Origin of the sequence: Paramicrobacterium humi (assembly GCF_900105715.1) — a bacterium.
GTDB lineage: Bacteria > Actinomycetota > Actinomycetes > Actinomycetales > Microbacteriaceae > Paramicrobacterium > Paramicrobacterium humi.
Genome location: NZ_FNRY01000001.1, coordinates 2562404 through 2581111 on the forward strand (window position 1 = coordinate 2562404; position 18708 = coordinate 2581111).

Annotated in this window: 19 protein-coding genes; 16 read left to right on the forward strand and 3 right to left on the reverse strand. The window is 70.0% G+C overall.

What is annotated here, in order from left to right:
* Positions 1-43 precede the first annotated feature (43 nt).
* The 6 genes from pdhA (at position 44) to BLV49_RS12775 (ending at position 6488) form a co-directional block, all read left to right on the forward strand.
* Positions 44-1138 (forward strand): pyruvate dehydrogenase (acetyl-transferring) E1 component subunit alpha, encoded by a 1095-nt coding sequence (gene pdhA, locus BLV49_RS12750; RefSeq protein ID WP_245723651.1) that lies wholly within the window; start codon positions 44-46, stop codon positions 1136-1138.
* On the forward strand, positions 1135-2187 hold the full coding sequence (locus BLV49_RS12755; RefSeq protein WP_218132630.1) for an alpha-ketoacid dehydrogenase subunit beta: 1053 nt from the start codon (positions 1135-1137) through the stop codon (positions 2185-2187). Before pdhA ends, BLV49_RS12755 begins: the two co-directional genes overlap by 4 nt.
* Complete coding sequence (locus BLV49_RS12760) at positions 2184-3500, forward strand: dihydrolipoamide acetyltransferase family protein (protein ID WP_245723652.1); 1317 nt, start codon at positions 2184-2186, stop codon at positions 3498-3500. The genes BLV49_RS12755 and BLV49_RS12760 overlap by 4 nt, the downstream gene beginning before the upstream one ends.
* Before the next feature lie 95 nt (positions 3501-3595).
* Positions 3596-5128 carry an InlB B-repeat-containing protein gene (locus BLV49_RS12765; protein WP_091185088.1) on the forward strand — a complete coding sequence of 511 codons (1533 nt, stop codon included), beginning with the start codon at positions 3596-3598 and terminating at the stop codon, positions 5126-5128.
* Positions 5129-5221: 93 nt separating this feature from the next.
* A complete protein-coding gene (locus tag BLV49_RS12770) occupies positions 5222-5824 on the forward strand; it encodes a DUF1214 domain-containing protein (protein WP_091185091.1) in 603 nt (200 codons plus the stop codon).
* Between the two features lies 1 nt (position 5825).
* On the forward strand, positions 5826-6488 hold the full coding sequence (locus BLV49_RS12775) for a DUF1254 domain-containing protein (RefSeq protein ID WP_091185094.1): 663 nt from the start codon (positions 5826-5828) through the stop codon (positions 6486-6488).
* A gap of 1 nt (position 6489) precedes the next feature.
* Here the strand turns inward: BLV49_RS12775 and BLV49_RS12780 are convergent, their stop codons facing one another.
* On the reverse strand, positions 6490-7083 hold the full coding sequence (locus BLV49_RS12780; RefSeq protein WP_091185096.1) for an SACE_7040 family transcriptional regulator: 594 nt from the start codon (positions 7081-7083) through the stop codon (positions 6490-6492).
* 113 nt (positions 7084-7196) lie between these two features.
* Between BLV49_RS12780 and BLV49_RS12785 the strand changes: the two genes are divergently transcribed.
* The 8 genes from BLV49_RS12785 (at position 7197) to BLV49_RS12820 (ending at position 16508) form a co-directional block, all read left to right on the forward strand.
* The gene (locus BLV49_RS12785; RefSeq protein WP_091185099.1) at positions 7197-8804 is read left to right on the forward strand and encodes a carboxyl transferase domain-containing protein; all 1608 of its coding nucleotides are present in this window, start codon (positions 7197-7199) and stop codon (positions 8802-8804) included.
* 5 nt (positions 8805-8809) lie between these two features.
* On the forward strand, positions 8810-10861 hold the full coding sequence (locus tag BLV49_RS12790; protein WP_091185102.1) for an acetyl/propionyl/methylcrotonyl-CoA carboxylase subunit alpha: 2052 nt from the start codon (positions 8810-8812) through the stop codon (positions 10859-10861).
* The gene (locus BLV49_RS12795) at positions 10842-12008 is read left to right on the forward strand and encodes an acyl-CoA dehydrogenase family protein (protein ID WP_176980667.1); all 1167 of its coding nucleotides are present in this window, start codon (positions 10842-10844) and stop codon (positions 12006-12008) included. Before BLV49_RS12790 ends, BLV49_RS12795 begins: the two co-directional genes overlap by 20 nt.
* Positions 12009-12023: 15 nt before the next feature.
* The gene (locus BLV49_RS12800) at positions 12024-12503 is read left to right on the forward strand and encodes a MaoC family dehydratase (RefSeq protein WP_091185103.1); all 480 of its coding nucleotides are present in this window, start codon (positions 12024-12026) and stop codon (positions 12501-12503) included.
* Positions 12500-13309 carry an HpcH/HpaI aldolase/citrate lyase family protein gene (locus BLV49_RS12805; protein ID WP_091185105.1) on the forward strand — a complete coding sequence of 270 codons (810 nt, stop codon included), beginning with the start codon at positions 12500-12502 and terminating at the stop codon, positions 13307-13309. The genes BLV49_RS12800 and BLV49_RS12805 overlap by 4 nt, the downstream gene beginning before the upstream one ends.
* 153 nt (positions 13310-13462) lie before the next feature.
* Positions 13463-14503, forward strand: coding sequence for an aldo/keto reductase (locus BLV49_RS12810; protein ID WP_091185108.1), 1041 nt, complete (start codon positions 13463-13465; stop codon positions 14501-14503).
* 31 nt (positions 14504-14534) lie between these two features.
* Entirely contained in the window at positions 14535-15905 is a 1371-nt protein-coding gene (locus tag BLV49_RS12815) for a M16 family metallopeptidase (RefSeq protein WP_434061459.1), read from the forward strand.
* Positions 15906-16508, forward strand: coding sequence for a histidine phosphatase family protein (locus BLV49_RS12820; protein ID WP_091185110.1), 603 nt, complete (start codon positions 15906-15908; stop codon positions 16506-16508). It abuts the gene before it with no gap.
* Here BLV49_RS12820 and BLV49_RS12825 read toward each other — a convergent pair whose 3' ends face one another.
* Positions 16509-16967: a GNAT family N-acetyltransferase gene (locus BLV49_RS12825; RefSeq protein ID WP_091185113.1), complete on the reverse strand. Its 459-nt coding sequence runs from the start codon at positions 16965-16967 to the stop codon at positions 16509-16511.
* Between the two features lie 39 nt (positions 16968-17006).
* Between BLV49_RS12825 and dapB the strand changes: the two genes are divergently transcribed.
* Positions 17007-17744, forward strand: coding sequence for a 4-hydroxy-tetrahydrodipicolinate reductase (gene dapB, locus BLV49_RS12830; RefSeq protein ID WP_091185116.1), 738 nt, complete (start codon positions 17007-17009; stop codon positions 17742-17744).
* Entirely contained in the window at positions 17741-18181 is a 441-nt protein-coding gene (locus BLV49_RS12835; protein ID WP_091185120.1) for a hypothetical protein, read from the forward strand. Before dapB ends, BLV49_RS12835 begins: the two co-directional genes overlap by 4 nt.
* 52 nt (positions 18182-18233) lie before the next feature.
* On the opposite strand, the gene BLV49_RS12840 is transcribed toward BLV49_RS12835, so the two are convergent.
* The gene (locus BLV49_RS12840; RefSeq protein WP_091185123.1) at positions 18234-18662 is read right to left on the reverse strand and encodes an OsmC family peroxiredoxin; all 429 of its coding nucleotides are present in this window, start codon (positions 18660-18662) and stop codon (positions 18234-18236) included.
* Between the last annotated feature and the right edge of the window lie 46 nt (positions 18663-18708).

Genomic DNA, 18708 nt, shown 5'->3' on the forward strand with positions numbered 1-18708 from the left:
GAGAAAGATGCGTGTCACAGTGTCCACAACACATGGTCCGACGATGCTCCTCACACACTCGGGGGAGTACGTGCAATTGCTCACCCCAGACGGCGAACGCGTCGCCGCGCCCGGATTCGACCCGTGGGTCGCCGACCTCTCCCACGACGAGCTGCTCTCGCTCTACGAGGACATGGTCGTCAGCCGGCGCATCGACACCGAGGCCACCGCCTTGCAGCGGCAGGGCGAGATCGGCCTGTGGCCCCCGCTCATCGGCCAGGAGGCCGCGCAGGTCGCCTCCGCTCACGCCCTCGCCTCCGACGACTTCGTCTTCGGCAGCTACCGCGAGAACGCCGTCGCCTACTGCCGCGGCGTCGACCTCGCGACGATGATCTCCGTCTGGCGCGGAAACGCCAACGCCGGCTGGAACCCGTACGACATCAACATGGCCGCGCCCGCGATCATCATCGGCACCCAGGCTCTGCACGCTGTCGGCTACGCCATGGGCTGCACGTTCGATGGCTCCGACCAGCTCGCGATCGCGTACTTCGGCGACGGTGCCACGAGCCAGGGCGACGTCAACGAGGCCATGGTCTTCGCCGCGAGCTTCAAGGCACCCGTGATCTTCTTCTGCCAGAACAACCAGTACGCCATCTCGGAGCCTGTCGGCGTGCAGACGACGAAGCCCATCGCCGATCGCGCTCCGGGCTTCGGCATCCCGAGCATCCGCGTCGACGGCAACGATGTGCTCGCCGTGCTCGCGGCCACCCGCATCGCCGCCGATCATGCCCGCTCCGGCCAGGGCCCCATGTACATCGAAGCGGTCACCTACCGCATGGGCGCTCACACGACGAGCGACGACCCCACGCGCTACCGCGACGACGACGAGATCCAGCAGTGGCGCGAACGCGACCCGATCGATCGCCTGCACCGCTATCTCGAGGGCCTCGGCGCCATGACCGACGAGGCCGAGTCGGCCGTCGCCGCCAAGGCAGACGCCGTCGCCAAGACGTTGAGGGACGGATGCCGCTCGCTCGCCGAGCCGCAGCCGCTCAGCTTCTTCGACACCGTGTTCGCCGAGCCCAACCACCATCTCGCCCGGCAGCGCAGCGAGTACGAGGCGTACCTCGCTTCCCTCGGCGGAGGTGAGGGCCGATGAGCGACACGACGGCTCCGAACATCGAGGCGGCCGAAGGGGTGCGCACGCTCACCCTGTCGAAGGCCATCAACGAGGGGCTCCGCCGCGCCCTGCAGGACGACGACAAGGTCGTGCTCATGGGCGAGGACATCGGCGAGCTCGGCGGCGTGTTCCGCGTCACCGACGGGCTCAAGGCCGAGTTCGGCGCGAAGCGGGTCATCGACACTCCGCTTGCGGAGGCCGGCATCATCGGCACGGCGGTCGGTCTCGCCTATCGGGGCTACCGCCCGGTGTGCGAGATCCAGTTCGACGGCTTCATCTACCCGGGCTTCGACCAGATCGTCACGCAAGTGGCGAAGCTGCACGCGCGCACGAGCGGGGACGTGCGCATGCCGATCACCATCCGCGTTCCCTTCGGCGGCGGCATCGGCTCCGTCGAGCACCACTCGGAGTCCCCTGAGGCGTATTTCGCACACACGGCCGGCCTGCGCGTCGTCGCGTGCTCGAACCCGCAAGACGCGTACTCGATGCTGCGTGAGGCGGTCGCGAGCGACGATCCGGTGCTGTTCTTCGAGCCCAAGCGCCGCTACTGGATGAAGGGCGAGGTCGACCTCGACGCCGAGCCCGACCTCACGATGGGCAGCGCCCGCGTGCTGACGAACGGCACCGACGTCACTCTCGTCGCGTACGGACCGCTCGTTCCCACAGCGCTCGACGCCGCGGCGGCGGCAGCCGACGACGGCGTTTCGGTCGAGGTGATCGACGTGCGCTCCCTCCAGCCGGTCGACTTCGCCACGATCGAGGCATCGGTGCGCGTCACCGGCCGACTCGTCATCACGCACGAGGCCCAGCGTTTCGGCGGCATCGGCGCCGAGATCGCGTCCACGATCACCGAACGGTGCTTCGAGTACCTCGAGGCGGCTCCGCAGCGCATCACGGGCTTCGACACCCCATACCCGCCCGCCGCGTTCGAGGAGCACTTCCTGCCCGATCTCGACCGCATCCTCGACGGCATCGATCGCGCCATGGGGCGCCGAAACTCGCTCTCCGGATGGAGGTTCGAGCAGTGACCGCGAAGGACTTTCCCCTTCCCGACCTCGGCGAGGGACTCACCGAATCCGAGATCGTCAGCTGGAAGGTGGCCGAGGGTGACGCGGTGACACTCAACCAGGTGATAGCCGAGGTCGAGACGGCGAAGGCGCTCGTCGAGCTGCCTTCGCCGTTCGATGGCACCATCGCGCGCCTGTACGCGAGCGAGGGGGAGACCGTGCAAGTGGGGCAGCCCATCGTCTCCTTCGAGCTCGGAGGCGACACCGACAGTGCGCCGACGGCAACCACGGCGAAGCCCGAGCGGGAACCCGTCCTCGTCGGCTGGGGACCGAAGAAGGAGGGCGGAGACAGGCCACGCCGACGCCGGCGCAGCTGGGACGACGAGTCCCGCGAACAGGCGACCCCCGAGAGGCAGAGCCCGGCGGATTCGACGCCGACTCCGGATGCCGCGGCGCCGCCGCGGCCGGAACGACCCCGCTCCACGCCTCCCGTTCGGACGTTCGCGAAGGAGCTCGGAATCGACCTGACCGAGCTAACGGGCACCGGTCCCGACGGCGTCATCACGCGGGAGGACGTGCAGCGCGCGAACGATTCGCGCGCACAGGCGGCACCCGACGGCGCGCGGCGCGGCAGCACGGAACGCGAGGTGCGGACGCCGATCCGCGGCGTGCGCAAGGCCACCGCCGCCGCGATGGTGAGCTCCGCGTTCACGGCCCCGCACGCCACCGAGTTCCTGACCGTGGACGTGACGCGCACGAGCGAGCTCGTGACACGACTTCGCGCGCAGCATCCGAACAGGCGCATCACCGTCATGACGATCGTCGCGAAGGCGATGCTGTTCGCCGTCCGGCGCACTCCGGAGGCGAACTCTCACTGGGACGACGACGCCCAGGAGATCGTCCAATACGGCTACGTCAATCTCGGCGTGGCCGCGGCAACTGCGCGGGGTCTCGTCGTTCCCGTCGTGCGCGACGCCGACGCTCTCGGCTTCGTCGAACTCGCCGACGCGATCACGGAGCTCGTCTCGGCCGCGCGCGACGGCTCGGTGACACCCGAGCAGCTCGGCGGCGGCACGCTCTCGCTCACGAACGTCGGCGTGTTCGGCGTCGACGCGGGAACGCCGATCCTCACGCCTGGTCAGGCCGCGATCCTCGCAGCCGGCGCCGTGCGCCGCCGCCCGTGGGAGCACGACGGCGGCATCGAGCTGCGGGATGTGCTCACCCTGAGTCTGTCGTTCGACCACCGGCTGCTTGACGGCGAGCAGGCGTCACGCTTCCTCGTCGATGTCGGCCGGCTGCTGGAGGAGCCGGGCACGGCATTCGCGCTGGCGTAGCGGCCGTGGAAGGGGAATCCGGGCCGGCGTCCTGACGGGGCGCCGGCCCGTGCCGATAGTGGCAGTCGACTGTCCCCACACTCGAAGGTCGTGCCGTGATCCGGAGAACCGCGCTGCGTCGCACGCTGCACGGCGTCGCCGTCGCTGCGATCGCGAGCATCGGGCTCCCGGCGATCCCGGCGCACGAGATCAACGTCGCCACCGCCTCAGAACTTGTCGTCGCCGTCGCGGGACTCTCTGACGGGGAGGCGGCGACAGTCGTCCTCGACGTGCCCCTCACGCTCGAGGAAGAGCTCGACGTCCCCTCCGGCGTCGCCCTGACGATCGACCTGTCCGGACACGACCTCACGATCGCCGCGTCGCACGAGGGCGACGCGGGAATCGGCGTCCCCGTCTCAAGCGCGTTCACGCTCACCGACCGCATTGACGACTCGCGCGCCCGTGCGGCGATCACGGGCGCCGTCGGAGGAGCGGGGATCGGCGGCGACGCCGGGGAGAAAACCGGTGAGATCCGGATCACCGCCGCCCGCGTCGAAGCGCACGGAGGTGACTGCGGTGCGGGCATCGGCGCCGGTCGCGGCGGAGCAGCGGGGACCGTGCACGTGATCGCCGGTGACGTCACGGCGACCGGCTCGGCGGGCGCCGCCGGAATCGGCGGCGGCTGCGGAAGCGACGGCGGGGTGCTTGAGATCGGGTCCGAGGCGACGGTGACGCTCGAGGGCGCCGAGGGACCGGCGTTCGGCGGCGTCGCGAAGGACGGCGCCGAGCGCGCGTTCGGTCGGCTCGACAACGCAGGCGTGCTCCGCATCGCGTCCGGGACTCTCACTGTCCCATCGGGTGCTTCCGCCGAGCAGCCCCTGATGCGCAACACGGGCCGGCTCGAAATCGGCGAGCAGGCGCGCCTGGTCGCCGAGGGCGTCGTCGAGAATGCCGGGACGATCACGCCGGCCGACCGCGTCGACCACGTCGAGAACGTGCACGGTCACCGGCACCTGCTGAGCTTCGAGGATGCCGACGGCACGGTCACCGCCTTCACGGTGCTTGCCGCGAGTCTCTCGGGCGCCGGCATCGAGTTGCCGACTCGTGAGCGGCCCGACGCGCGCTTCGACGGCTGGAGCGGCCCGGACGGGACGCCGTTCACGACGGCGTCGCCGCTGACGCCCGCCAGCGGCGACGCGGATGTCATACGGCTTCGCGTCCGCTGGATCGTCGCGGTTCGCTTCAACGGGCTCGACGCTCCGATCGTCGAGCTCGCCGCGGGCTCGACGGTGGCGCAACCGTTCTCGCCGCTCCGCGACGGGTACCGGTTCGCAGGCTGGGCGGATGCCGCCGGGTCACCCTGGGACTTCCGCGCCCCCGTGCACGGCGACCTCGAGCTGTACGCCACGTGGGCGCCGAGCGACGACGGGACGACGAGCGGGCCGGCACCGGGGCTCGTCGCCGTCACCGGGACGGTGCGCTCCTCGCCGATGACGACACCCGCGCATCCGGCGCCCGCCAGCGACAGGGAGAAAGAGCCCACGGCGACGATCGGTCGCGTTGACGCGAGCATGATCGGCCTGGGTGTTCTCGTGCTCCTCATGGTGGGCGGCATGGCGTTCGGCTTCGGAAGCGGCGCTCGTGAGTGACGCGGGCCTTCGGCTCGACGAGCTCCGCTGACCAGCCCGGGTGTTTCCTGTCCGTCGACTCCGAAGCCTCTGAAGCAGCGCTAGTCTCCGGATATGGGAAGCTTCCTCGCGTGGATCGCCCACTCCGGGATCGTGCAGGGGATCATCATCGGCGCCGCACTGGCTTTCCTGACCGCCATTCTGATCCTCAACACGGTGATCAGGTCGATGACGACGACGGTCAACGGCTGGAGCGCAATCCGGGACTGCGGAATGCCTGGAAACGGCATCCTCACGCGCGCCGCCTGTGCCAAGGCTCTGCCGATGGTGAACGTGTTCGAGGAAGCCGCATACTGGACCGCCGCGAGAGACAGCTCAAGGCGGCCGCTGACCGGCCGGAACGCGTACGTGCTCCATTTCCCTGCGGGGGGACTCCCGCCGAACCACGCCTTCTGGTCGTTGACGGCGACCGATCCGGTCGGCTACGCGCCGAGCAGTCCGACTCGCCCGACGAGCGTGAGCGGCCGGTCCTCGCTCGCGGTGAATCGGGACGGCTCCCTGGATCTCTATCTCCAGGCCGCGGCGCCGAGAGGACGCGAGCGAAACTGGCTGCCGACGCCGGCCGGCAGGTTCAAGCTCATGCTTCGCGCCTATCTCCCGGGCGCCGCGATACTCGACGGCACGTACCGGGTGCCGGAAGTCGTCAGGTCGCCGTGACATGAATCGGCTCATCGTGAGGTACGGCTACCCGCTGACCGGCGTCATCCTCGTGATCTTCGCCTGGGTCGTCGTGCAGCGGGCGGCGCGCGGCTGGAACGAGATCATTCCTCTGGCTCTTGCGGCGGCGATCGTCTGGGCGATCGGCACACCGCTGTTCGTCTTCGCCTGGCCGCGAATCACCGTCGGCGGCTTCAAACGAGCGATCGTGCGGCGCGGACTCGGCGACGGTCCGATCCCCGTGAACACTCTGCAGGCCGCACGCGAGACCTCGTCGTCGGCCGCGACCGGGAGCCTGTTGACGACCGGCTCCGACGACCTCGTCTATGTCGCCGGCTGGCTCGACGTCCGACAGGAACCGCACGTGCTTCACGTCCCCGACATGGCAGGCCGCTACTACAGCGTGCAGTTCACGGAGCCGTCAAGCGGCGCGAACGTCGCCTACGTCGGCACGCGGACGACGGGGGAGGGGGCCGGGGAGTACCTGCTCACGGGGCCCGGCTGGACGGGCGCCGTGCCGGCGGGAATGGCGCACCTCGCCCTTCCGTCTGCATCCGCGCTCGTGATCGGACGGATATTCTTCGCCGGAGATGACGACCTCGCGGCTGCCCGGGAACTCGCGCGGGGGATGCGACTGACGCCGCTCGGCGCGGCTGCGGGCTGACTCAGCTCGTGAGCGCGGCGAAGGCCATGCGCTCGAGCACCGCGCGAAGCTGACCCGGATCGAGGGTGTTTCGCGAATCGAGCGTGTGCGGCGTCGAGTTCATGAGCCCGAACGCCGCGTGCGCGCGAACGCGAAGGCGAGGCGTCGGCACCTCAGGCGTGAGGCGTTCGAGGACGCCGACCCACAGCTCGACATAGCGGCGCTGCAGCGAGCGCACCGTGTGCGCTTCGTCGGGCGCGAGAGAGTGCAGGTCGCGATCCTGAACGCGGATGACGTCGGGATTGTCGAGGGCGAAGTCCACGTGGAAGGCGATGAGGGCGTGCAGCGCCGCTTCATCGTCCTGCTCCCGGCGGGTCCTCCGCGTGCCGCCCTCGAGCAGCGCGGTGCTCACGTCGATGAGGATCTCGGCGAGGACGGCCTGCTTGCTGGAGAAATGCCGGTACACGGCCGGTCCGGACACGCCGACGGCGGCACCGAGCTCCTCCATCGATACGCCGTTGAACCCGCGTTCGGCGAACATGGCGGCGGCAGCGTCGAGGAGCGCGTCGCGGCGATGCAGCTTCGCTCCCGTGCGAGCGCCGGAGTGCTCCGACATCGCAAGCCTCCTCGTGCGCACTGGACAGTTGAGTTAATGAATACTAACCTGAGTGCTGTCGTTAATGTTCATTAACAAGACGAGGTCCGGTCAGCGTCGACCGAGGGAGAGCAATGCACACACTGACGAGCAGCGTCGACGCGGCCTCGCCCGAGGCCGCGCGAAACGCCGAAGCTCAACGCGACCTCGTCGCCGAGCTGCACGACCGGCTCGATCGAGTGCGCCACGGCGGCTCCGAGCGCAGCCGGGAACGGCACCTCGCTCGCGGAAAGCTTCTGCCTCGCGACCGCATCGATCGGCTTCTGGACGAGGGCAGCCCGTTCCTCGAGGTCGCGCCGCTCGCGGCATCCGGCCTCTACGACGACGCGTCGCCCGGAGCGGGCGTCGTGGCGGGCATCGGGCTCGTGCACGGCCGGCACGTCATGGTCATCTGCAACGACGCGACCGTCAAAGGCGGCACGTACTACCCGATGACGGTGAAGAAGCACTTGCGGGCCCAGGAGATCGCGTTCGAGAACCGCCTCCCGTGCATCAGCCTCGTCGACTCCGGAGGCGCGTTCCTGCCGATGCAGGACGAGGTGTTTCCCGACCGGGAGCACTTCGGGCGCATCTTCTACAACCAGGCGCGCATGTCGGCCGCCGGAATCCCGCAGATCGCTGCCGTTCTCGGCTCGTGCACGGCGGGCGGCGCGTACGTGCCGGCGATGAGCGACGAGACGGTCATCGTGCGCGGGCAGGGCACGATCTTCCTCGGCGGCCCACCGCTCGTGAAGGCGGCCACAGGCGAGGTCGTGACCGCGGAAGAGCTCGGCGGAGGGGACGTGCACGCGCGCATCAGCGGCGTCACCGACCACCTCGCCGAGGACGACGATGACGCCCTCCGCATCGTGCGCGACATCGTCCTGACGCTGCCCGCCCCGGCCGGGCCCGTGTGGGAGGTTCGCGAGTCTCGAGATCCCGTCGTGCCGCCCGACGAGCTGTACGCCGCCGTGCCCACCGACCTCCAAGTGCCGTACGACGTGCGCGAGGTGATCGCGCGCCTCGTGGACGGCAGCGAGTTCCACGAGTTCAAGCGCGAGTACGGTGAGACGCTCGTCACCGGTTTCGCGCACGTGCACGGCCACCCGGTCGGCATCGTCGCCAACAACGGAGTGCTGTTCTCGGAATCGGCGCTCAAGGGCGCCCACTTCATCGAGCTGTGCGACCAGCGGGGCATCCCGCTGCTCTTCCTGCAGAACATCTCGGGGTTCATGGTCGGCCGCGACTATGAGGCCGGCGGCATCGCGAAGCACGGGGCCAAGATGGTGACGGCCGTCGCGACGACGCGCGTGCCGAAGCTCACCGTCGTGATCGGCGGCTCGTTCGGCGCGGGCAACTACTCCATGTGCGGCCGCGCCTACTCGCCGCGGTTCCTCTGGATGTGGCCCGCCTCGCGCGTCTCGGTGATGGGCGGCCCGCAGGCCGCCGGCGTTCTCGCGACGGTGAAGCGCGACGGGATGACCTCGCGCGGCGAGGAGTGGTCAGCCGACGACGAAGAAGCCTTCCGCGCGCCCATCCGCGACCAGTACGAACGGCAGGGCAGCCCGTACTACTCCACAGCGCGGCTCTGGGATGACGGCATCATCGATCCCGCCGACACGCGAACGGTGCTCGGCCTCGCGCTCGACGTGTGCGCGCGGGTTCCGCTCGCCGAGCCGGGCTTCGGCCTGTTCAGGATGTGAGGAAGATGTTCACGACCGTCCTCGTCGCCAACCGCGGAGAGATCGCACGCCGCGTGATCCGCACGCTGCGCCGCATGGGCATCCGTTCTGTCGCCGTGTACAGCGATGCGGATGCCGCTGAGCCGCACGTGCGCGAGGCCGACGTCGCGGTGCGCCTCGGCCCCGCGCGCCCCGCGGAGAGCTACCTCAACATCGCGCGCATCGTCGATGCGGCTGTGCGCGCCGGCGCGGAGGCGATCCACCCCGGATACGGGTTCCTCTCCGAGAACGCCGCATTCGCGCAGGCCGTCTCGGACGCTGGGCTGGTGTTCATCGGCCCGGGCGTCGAGGCCCTCGAGGTCATGGGCGACAAGATCCGCGCCAAGCAGCGCGTCACCCGCGACGGCGTGCCGGTCATCCCCGGCATCGCGGAGCCCGGTCTCGATGACGACGCGCTCACAGCGGCCGCCGCGCAGATCGGCTATCCCGTGCTCATCAAGCCGTCAGCGGGCGGAGGCGGGAAAGGCATGCTCGACGTGTCGGACCCGAGTGAGCTGCCCGAGGCGCTGCGGGCCGCGCGCCGGGTCGCGGCCACGGCGTTCGGCGACGACACGCTCTTCCTCGAACGCCTCGTCACCGCGCCACGGCACATCGAGGTGCAAGTGCTCGCCGACGAGCACGGCCGCGTCATCCATCTGGGTGAGCGCGAATGCTCCCTGCAGCGCCGGCACCAGAAGGTGATCGAGGAAGCGCCGTCGCCCCTCATCGACGAGGACACGCGCGAGCGCATCGGCGCCGCCGCGTGCGCCGTCGCGCGCAGCGTCGACTACCGCGGCGCCGGCACCGTCGAATTCCTCGTCTCCGCCGAACAGCCCGGGGAGTTCTTCTTCATGGAGATGAACACTCGACTGCAGGTGGAGCACCCGGTGACCGAGCTCGTCACCGGCATCGACATCGTCGAGCAGCAGCTGCGCATCGCCGCGGGGGAGCCGCTCGCCGTCGAGCAGGAGCAGATCCGCCTGTCCGGGCACGCCGTCGAAGCGCGTGTGTACGCCGAGGACGACCAGTTCCTCCCGCAGGCCGGGCGTGTGCTCGAGCTCCGCCTCCCCGACGAGGTCCGCGTCGACAGCGGCATCGCCGGCGGCAGCGTCATCGGCGGGGACTACGACCCGATGCTCGCGAAGATCATCGCGCACGCCGGCACGAGAGAGCACGCGTTCGCCGCCCTCGCCCGAGCCCTCGAGCGAACGGTCGTGCTCGGCGTGACGACGAACACCCGGTTCCTGCACGGACTCGTCACCGATCCCGGCGTGCTCAGCGGCGACTTCGACACCACGACGATCGACCGCCGGATCGCAGAACGCGCACCTGCGGAGGTGCCCGAGACGACGTGGCGGGCCGCCGCGCTGGCGCTGCACGCCGACGCCTGGCGCTCCGCCCCGACCGACTCCGTCTGGGCGGCGCCGACCGGCTGGCGTCTGGGCGGCGCCCCGCGAGGCATCGACTATCGGCTGAGCTGCGACGGCGAGGAGCGCACGCTGCGCGTGGCCGGGCGCCCCGAAGCGGCATCCGTCGACTCCTCTCCCGCCGCGTGCCGCGCCGTCGACGGCGCCCTGCTCGTGCACATCGACGGGCTCACGACGACGATAGAAGCCGCGCGCGACGATGACGTGCTGTGGCTGCACGACGGGCACGGCGCGCGCGCCTTCAGAATCATCGACCGGGACGCCGCAACGGCCCACGCCCGCGGCGCCGCCGACGACGCGGCGCCCGAATTGCGCTCGCCCATGCCCGGAACGGTCGTCGCCGTCGCAGCCGACGACGGGACGCACGTGGCCGAGGGGGACACGATCCTCGTCATCGAGGCGATGAAGATGGAGCATCGCATCACGGCCCCGCGCGCCGGCCGGGTGGACCTGCACGTCGGGCACGGGCAAGCGGTCGCGCGCGATGCGGTCGTTGCGACGGTGGTTCCCGACGACCAGGAGACGTCCGACGAACGGGGGAGAGCCGAACCCGGCGATCATCCCGCCCCGACACCTCACGAAGGAGATCAGAGTGAACATCGAACTCGATGACGAGCACCTCGCACTCGCCGAGAAGGTGCGCGACTTCGCCGACACCGTCGTCGCGCCGGCCGCCTACGAATACGACACGCAGCGCCGCCTGCCGATGGAGATCATCGCGCAGATGGGGGAGATGGGGCTGTTCGGCCTTCCGTTCCCCGTCGAGTACGGCGGTCAGGGAAAGGACTACCTGTCCCTGTGCCTCGCGGTGGAGCAGCTCTCGCGGGTCGACCAGTCCATCGGCGTCACGCTCGAGGCGGGCATCGGTCTCGGAGTCATGCCCGTGTACCGATTCGGCACGGACGCACAGAAGGAGCGCTTCCTGCCCGGCCTCACGTCGGGAGCGGAGCTCGCCGCCTTCGGTCTCACCGAGGCGAACGCGGGCTCGGACGCGCGCGCGACCCAGACGACAGCGGACCTCGTCGACGGCGAGTGGGTCATCAACGGCTCGAAGCAGTTCATCACGAACTCGGGAACGCCCATCACCTCCCTCGTCACCGTCACCGCCGTGACCGGCCGCCGCGTGTCCTCGTCCGGCGTCGAGGGACCCGAGCTGTCCACGATCCTCGTGCCGACGCCCGCCGAGGGCTTCACCGTTCTGCCCTCCTACGACAAGGTCGGCTGGCACACCTCCGACACGCATCCGCTGCGCTTCGAGAACGTGACGGTGCCCGAGGAGAACCTGCTCGGCGAACGCGGGCGCGGCTACGCGAACTTCCTGAGCGTTCTCGACGAAGGGCGCGTCGCTTTCGCCGCATTGTGCACGGGCGTTGCGCAAGGCTGCCTCGAGCAGGCGCTCGCGTACGCGAAGAAGCGCATCGTCTTCGGCGCACCGATCGGCGACAACCAGCACATCGCGTTCACGATCGCCCGCATGGAGGCGCGCACGCACGCTGCGCGCATGTCGTACTACAACGCCTGCTCGCTGCTCATGGCCGGCAAGCCGTTCAAGAAGGAGGCGTCGATAGCGAAGCTCACGGCGAGCGAGGCGGCGGTCGCGAACGCGCACGATGCGAGCCACATCTGGGGCGGCTACGGGTTCCTCAACGAGAACGCCGTCGGGCGCCATTTCCGCGACTCCAAGATCCTCGAAGTCGGGGAGGGAACGACAGAAGTTCAGCTCATGATCATCGCTCGCGAGCTCGGGCTCGTACACTGAGAAGTGGAGGCGGCAATGGAGCGTCGTGACATCGTTCAACGCGGGCTCTTCTTCGAGGAGTTCGACGAATCCGCGCGCTATCTGCACCGGCCGGGCCGAACGCTGACCGAGGCCGACAACGTGCTGTTCACGACCTTGACGATGAACACCCAGTCGCTTCACCTCGATGCCGCGTGGAGCGCCGGCCAGCCGTTCGGCGAGCGGCTCGTGAACTCCATGCTCACGCTCTCCACGCTCGTGGGGATGTCGGTCGCCCAGCTCACGCAAGGCACGATCGTCGCGAACCTCGGCTTCGAGAAGATCGCGTTCCCCGCTCCCGTGCACCACGGCGACACGCTCTACGGCGAGACCGTCGTCACGGCCAAACGGCTCTCCGCCTCGCGCCCGGGGCAGGGGATCGTGACGCTCGAGCACACCGGGCGCAATCAGGACGGCGAGATCGTCGCGACGGCCGTGCGCGCGAGCCTCGTCTGGTGCGAAGGAGCAATGCCATGACATTCGGAATGGGCCCGGCGCTGCTGTTCTGCCCCGCCGACAGGCCCGATCGCTTCGAGAAGGCCGCCGAGCGAGCGGACGCCGTCATCCTCGACCTCGAGGACGGCGTCGACCCCGCCGCCCGCGCTGACGCCCGAGAGGCGCTGCGCGCGAGCTCCCTCGCGCCCGAGCGTACGATCGTGCGCGTCAACCCGGCGGACACCGCCGACTTCGCGCACGACCTCGACGCCGTCAGGGCGACGGGGTACCGCACGCTCATGCTGGCCAAGACGGAGCGTGCAGACCAGGTCGAGCGCCTCGCCGGATTCCGCGTCGTCGCCCTGTGCGAGACCGCGAAGGGCATCATGGTCGCCGAGCGGCTCGCGCAGATGTCGCTCGTCGTCGCCCTCATGTGGGGAGCCGAGGATCTCGTGGCCTCGCTCGGCGGAAGCGGAAGCCGTCGCCCCGACGGACGCTATCGCGACGTCGCCGCCCACGCACGGGCCCGCGTGCTGCTCGCGGCGGGCTCCGCCGGCAAGGCCGCTATCGACGCCGTGCATCTCGACATCGACGACCGAACGGGGCTTGAGGTCGAAGTCGAGGACGCGGCAGCGTCGGGCTTCGCGGCGACCGCGTGCATCCACCCGAGCCAGGTGCCCGTCATCCGCGACGGCTACCGGCCGACGCCGGCCCAGATCGCCGACGCGACGGCGCTCCTCGACGCCGCCGCAGGCCACACCGGGGCGTTCCGCTACGACGGCCGCATGGTCGATACTCCCGTGCTGCGACACGCCGAGCACGTTGTTCGACGCGCCCACGCCGGCTGAGCGCGCGAAAGTGTCACGAGTGAGAGCGGGCACGGCGTGGATACAGCAGATCGCGACGCCACCTCCTATGGTCGAAGCACGGCACCAGCGGATGCCGTGCCCACGCCCGACGGCAATGCGGCCCCGGGCGATGCACCACGGGGGAGGGCGGACATGCCGGTCACGCAGCACAGCCGGGAGATCGACAGCGCGAGCCTGAACCGGGGGCCGGGCGACCCGTCGCGCGAGCAGCATCCGTCCCTTCCGATTCCCGTGCAGTCCGGTGCCCGGCCGGCGCCGCGCCGCGAGCTCGCGGGCATCACAGGCGGCGTCTTCCCGCTCGCCCTCGGCGGAAGCGTGTTCGGCTGGACCGCGAGCGCCGAGGACACCGTCGCGATACTCGATCGCTACGCCGCGCTCGGCGGCAACTTCATCGACACCGCCGACAGCTACTCGGGCGGGCTCAGCGAAGTGCAGATCGGCGCGTGGATGCGGCACCGGCGCAATCGCGACCACATCGTCGTCGCGACCAAGATCGGCAGGCACGCGGACTACCCCGGGCTCGCCCGGCAGAACGTGATCGCCGCCGTCGACGCGAGCCTCGAACGGCTCGGCACCGACCGCATCGACCTGCTCTACCTGCACCGCGACGACCCCACGGTTCCGCTCGAGAGCACGCTGAGCGCCGTGCGGGAGCTCATGGCCGCGGGAAAGGTTCTCTCCCTCGGGGCGTCGGACTTCCCGGCGGAGCGCCTCGTGCAGGCCCGCGTGCTCGCCGCGGCCGGATATCCGCGCATCACGGCGTACGAGACGGAGTACAGTCTCGTGAACCGGCGCAGCTTCGAAGGCGACCGCGCACTCGTCGCGCGCGGCCAGGGCCTCGCCGTCATGCCGTACTTCGCGCTCGCGAGCGGCTACCTCACGGGCAAGTACCGCTCGCGAGCCGACTTCCACGGCAGCACGCGCGAGTCACGCGCCGAGGAGCACTTCACCCGCAGGGGGCGCCGCGTCCTCCGAGCTCTCGACGAGATCGCTGCCGCCGCCTCCTCGACGCCCGCGACAGTGGCTCTCGCCTGGCTGCTGCACCAGCCGGGCGTGCTCGCTCCCGTCGTGAGCGCTTCGCACCCCGAGCAGGTCGACGCGCTCGCGGCATCCGTTCACCTCACCCTCGAGAACGAGCAGCTTCACGAACTCGACCGGGCCTCCCGCAGCTGATCGTCGTGTCGGCGGCTCGACTAGGCTGGTCATGATGACCGGAGCAGTGCCTTTCCCCCTTGACGTTCCAGAGCTGGATTTCGAGGCCTCTGGCGGTACCCGGATCAGGCGAAGCATCCTGCCGAGCGGCGTGCGCATCCTGAGCGAATCCGTGCCGGGAGCGCGCAGCGCCACGATCGGATTCTGGTTCGCCGTCGGCTCCCGCGACGAATACCATGACGGCGCCGCTGCGTCGGGATTCGGCTCGACGCACTTTCTCGAGCACTTGCTGTTCAAGGGCACGCCGAGCCGCAGCGCCCTCGACATCGCTATCGCGTTCGACTCCGTCGGCGGCGACAGCAACGCCATGACCGCGAAAGAGTACACCTGCTACTACGCGAAGGTGCGTGACCGCGACGTGCCCATGGCCGTGCGCGTGCTCGCCGACATGGTGAGCAATTCGGTTCTGGATTCGGGCGAGTTCGAGACCGAGCGCGGCGTGATCCTCGAGGAGCTCGCGCAGGCCGCGGATGACCCGGGCGACGTCGCGGGCGAGGCGCTGTTCGCCGCCGTGTTCGGCGACCACCCGCTCGGCAAGCCCATCGGCGGAACCCCCGAGACGATAGCCGAGGCGTCCCGCGACGGCGTCTGGCGGCACTACAAGCAGAACTACCGGCCGCAGGACCTCGTGATCTGCATCGCCGGCTCGGTCGACCACGACGCGCTCGTCGCCGAGCTCACCGTCGCGCTCACCGCCGCCGGCTGGCCGCTCGACCAGCGCGTCGCGCCCGTGCCGCGTCGCAGCACGGCGCCGGCGACGCTCAGCGGGACCCGCGATCGCGTCGTCATCTCGCGTCCCGTCGAACAGGTTCACGTGATGCTCGGCATGCCCGCGCTCGTCGCGAGCGACCCCGAGCGCGTGACGCTGAGCGTGCTCAACGCGGTACTCGGCGGCGGCATGTCGAGCCGGCTGTTCAGCGAGATCCGGGAGAAGCGCGGACTCGCGTACTCGGTGTACTCGTTCGCCTCCGCGCATTCCGACGCGGGGCTCGAGGGCATCTACGCAGCGTGCTCGCCGCGCAACGCCGACGCGGTAGCCGAGCTCGCGCGCGCCGAGCTCGAGTCCGTCGCGACGGGCGGCATCACCGACGACGAGCTGCGCCGTGCGCTCGGCCAGATCTCGGGCCGCGCCGCGCTCGGCCTCGAAGACTCCGATGTGCGCATGTCCCTTCTGGGCCGCGCGGAGATCTCGCTCGGCGAATACCAGGACCTTGACGAGAATCTTCGCCGGCTCGCGCGCGTCAGCGCGGCCGACGTCGCCGCGATGGCCGAGCGCCTCGCGGCTCAGCCGATGTCACTTGTCGCAGTCGGAGCGGTCGATGAGGACCGCTTCGGCTCGTCGCGCGATCGAGGGGTGATCTGAGTGTCGCAGTACGTGTACCTCGTCAGGCACGGGGAGCAGCAGGATGCCGAGCACGGCCTTCCCGACGGACCGCTGTCGCCGCGAGGTCGCAGGCAGGCGGAATTCCTGTCGCAGCGGCTCGGCGGAGTGCCGTTCACCGAGGCGCATCACTCCCCGCTGCAGCGCGCGGCGGAGACCGCGTCGATAATCGGCGAGCGGATGCCGGCGCTCGAGCTCACACCGTCGTCGCTGTTGTTCGACTGCATCCCCACAGGCAAGACCGAAGACACCCCGTCGGCGTACGACCCGTTCTTCGGCGCCGTCACCGAGGATGAGATCGAGGCGGGCGCCGCTCAGATGGAAGACGCCGTCGCCGAGTTCCTCGCGCCCAAGAAGGGCGAGCACCACGAGCTGCTCATCACGCACAACTTCGTCATCGCGTGGTTCGTGCGCGAGGTTCTCGGCGCGCCCGACTGGCGCTGGATGACCATCGACCAGGCGCACTGCGGGCTCACGATCATCCAGCGCAAGCCCGGGCGTCCGTGGACGCTGCTGACCCACAACGACCTCGCGCACCTGCCGTTCGAGCTCCGCACGGGGCTGCCAGAGCCGCTCCCGGTCTGATCAGTCCAGCCGCTTGCTGTACCAGTGGGTCGCGTTGGGGTTGTCGTTGTACGGCTCGATCGACGCGTAGCCGTTCGAGCGGTACAGGCCGCCCGCGGCGGCAAGTGACGCGTTCGTGTCGAGCACGGCCTCCGTCGCTCCGAAGCCGCGAGCGCGTCGCTCGAGCTCGTCGAGAATCAGCCGGCCGAGCCCGCGGCCGCGGGTCTCCGGCCGCAGGTAGAGATGCTTGACTTCGTAGCGATCGGGCGTGAGAGAGCGGATGCCGCCACAGCCGATCGCGCTGCCGTCGTCGTCCACGAGCACGAGGAACACGCCGGCCGGCGGCACGAAGCTCTCGGGCTTCGGCCGCGTGACGACGTATCCGCCGCCGGGGAACTCGGCGGCGCGCTGGGCGAAGTAGGAATCGAGGAGGCTCTGCGCCTCGACTGACGTGGTGGCGCGTTCGATCAGCTGGGGCACGAGAAGATTCTAGAACCGCGCAGTTGATAGATTGGCAGCATGACGACACGCGTTGCGGTGGCCGGCGCCAGCGGAAAGATGGGGCGGCTGTTCGTCTCCCTGATCGAGGACCTCGACGGTTTCGAGGTGACGGCGCAGCTGGGCTCGGGCAGCGCCCGAGAGGAGCTCGACGACGCCGACCTCGTCGTCGACGTCACGACCATCGAGGCGAGTCGCGAGATCGTCGCTCGCGCGGTCGCCGCCGGCAAGAAGGTCCTCGTCGGCACTTCCGGCTGGTCGGAAGCGCTCGTCGCCGAGCTCCGCGGCCGCGTCACGGGCGACGCGGGCGTGCTCATCATCCCCAACTTCTCGCTCGGCTCGGTGCTCGGCACGACGCTCGCGACCATCGCCTCCCGCTTCTACTCATCGATCGAAGTGCTCGAGGCGCACCGGGCGAGCAAGGTCGACTCGCCGAGCGGCACCGCCGTGCGCACCGCCGAGCTCATGGCCGCCGCGCGCGAGGGACTCGGCCCGGTGGAGGCTCCGCACAGCGACCAGCGCGCCCGTGGGCAGCTCGTCGCCGGAATCCCGGTGCACAGCATGCGCTTGCGCGGGATGGTCGCGGCGCAAGAGGTGTCCTTCGGCGGGGACGGCGAGATCCTCAGCATCCGCCATGACACGATCAGCCAGGACGCCTACGTTCGCGGCATCCAGCTCTCGCTCGAGGCCGTTCGCGGCATCACGGGCGTCGTCGTCGGGCTCGAGAACGTGCTCGATCTGGGCATCGGGCGCGCATGAGCACGCGCGTCGGCGTCGCCGTGATGGCGGTTCTGCTTGTGCTCTATCTCGTGCTCATCGGCCAGCGCGCCGTCATGTTCGTGCTCACGGGGGAGCCGGCCGCCGTCGGCATCGGCGTCGCCCTCATCATCCTGCCGATCGTCGGCGCGTGGGGACTGTGGCGCGAACTCAAGTTCGGCATCGACGCCGAGCGCCTCGCGCGAGAGCTCGAGCGCACGGGCGGGCTGCCCGACGAGCAGCTGCCGCTCAAGCCGAGCGGTGCTGTCGAACGGGACGCCGCAGACGCCGTGTTCCCGCGCTACAAGGCCGACGTCGAGGCACAGCCCGACAGCTGGCAGGCCTGGTATCGGCTCGGGCTCGCCTACAAGGGGGCGGGGGACGGGCGGCGCGCCCGTCACGCGGTGCGCACCGCGATCAGACTGCACGCCGCACACTGAACACGGCTGGTCGGCTCTCGCCGGCCAGCCGTGTCGCTGCTTTGTCGTCGGGTCAGGCGAGGCTCGCCTCGAGCGTGATCTCGACGCCCGCGAGGGCCTGCGAGACGGGGCAGCCGTCCTTCGCGGCGGCGGCGACGCGCTCGAACTCGTCCTCGCTGATGTTCGGCACCTTCGCGTTGACGAGAAGGTGGCTCCCCGTGATCTTGGGTCCGGACGCGTCGAACGTGACGGCGGCCGTAGTCTGGATGCTCTCGGGCGGGAAGCCGGCTTCCTTGAGAGCGTTCGAGAACGCCATCGAGAAGCACGCGGCATGCGCGGCGCCGAGCAGCTCCTCCGGGGTGGTCGTGCTGTCCGAGCCCTCCGAGCGGGCCTTCCAGTCGATGTTCAGGGTCGCGGCCTTTGACGAGTCGAGCGACACCGATCCCGAGCCGTCGAACAGGCTTCCCTTCCATACGGTCGTAGCTTCGCTTGTGACAGCCATGCTTTCTCCTCACTCACCGGGCGCGAATCGGCGCCCGCGGCACCCT

Excerpts from the sequence above, each read along its gene's own strand:
- pdhA (WP_245723651.1), top strand. The coding sequence starts at position 44 with ATGCTCCTCACACACTCGGGGGAGTACGTGCAATTGCTCACCCCAGAC.
- BLV49_RS12755 (WP_218132630.1), top strand. The coding sequence starts at position 1,135 with ATGAGCGACACGACGGCTCCGAACATCGAGGCGGCCGAAGGGGTGCGC.
- BLV49_RS12770 (WP_091185091.1), top strand. The coding sequence starts at position 5,222 with ATGGGAAGCTTCCTCGCGTGGATCGCCCACTCCGGGATCGTGCAGGGG.
- BLV49_RS12775 (WP_091185094.1), top strand. The coding sequence starts at position 5,826 with ATGAATCGGCTCATCGTGAGGTACGGCTACCCGCTGACCGGCGTCATC.
- BLV49_RS12780 (WP_091185096.1), bottom strand. The coding sequence starts at position 7,083 with ATGTCGGAGCACTCCGGCGCTCGCACGGGAGCGAAGCTGCATCGCCGC.
- BLV49_RS12785 (WP_091185099.1), top strand. The coding sequence starts at position 7,197 with ATGCACACACTGACGAGCAGCGTCGACGCGGCCTCGCCCGAGGCCGCG.
- BLV49_RS12790 (WP_091185102.1), top strand. The coding sequence starts at position 8,810 with ATGTTCACGACCGTCCTCGTCGCCAACCGCGGAGAGATCGCACGCCGC.
- BLV49_RS12800 (WP_091185103.1), top strand. The coding sequence starts at position 12,024 with ATGGAGCGTCGTGACATCGTTCAACGCGGGCTCTTCTTCGAGGAGTTC.
- BLV49_RS12805 (WP_091185105.1), top strand. The coding sequence starts at position 12,500 with ATGACATTCGGAATGGGCCCGGCGCTGCTGTTCTGCCCCGCCGACAGG.
- BLV49_RS12810 (WP_091185108.1), top strand. The coding sequence starts at position 13,463 with ATGCCGGTCACGCAGCACAGCCGGGAGATCGACAGCGCGAGCCTGAAC.
- BLV49_RS12815 (WP_434061459.1), top strand. The coding sequence starts at position 14,535 with ATGATGACCGGAGCAGTGCCTTTCCCCCTTGACGTTCCAGAGCTGGAT.
- dapB (WP_091185116.1), top strand. The coding sequence starts at position 17,007 with ATGACGACACGCGTTGCGGTGGCCGGCGCCAGCGGAAAGATGGGGCGG.
- BLV49_RS12835 (WP_091185120.1), top strand. The coding sequence starts at position 17,741 with ATGAGCACGCGCGTCGGCGTCGCCGTGATGGCGGTTCTGCTTGTGCTC.
- BLV49_RS12840 (WP_091185123.1), bottom strand. The coding sequence starts at position 18,662 with ATGGCTGTCACAAGCGAAGCTACGACCGTATGGAAGGGAAGCCTGTTC.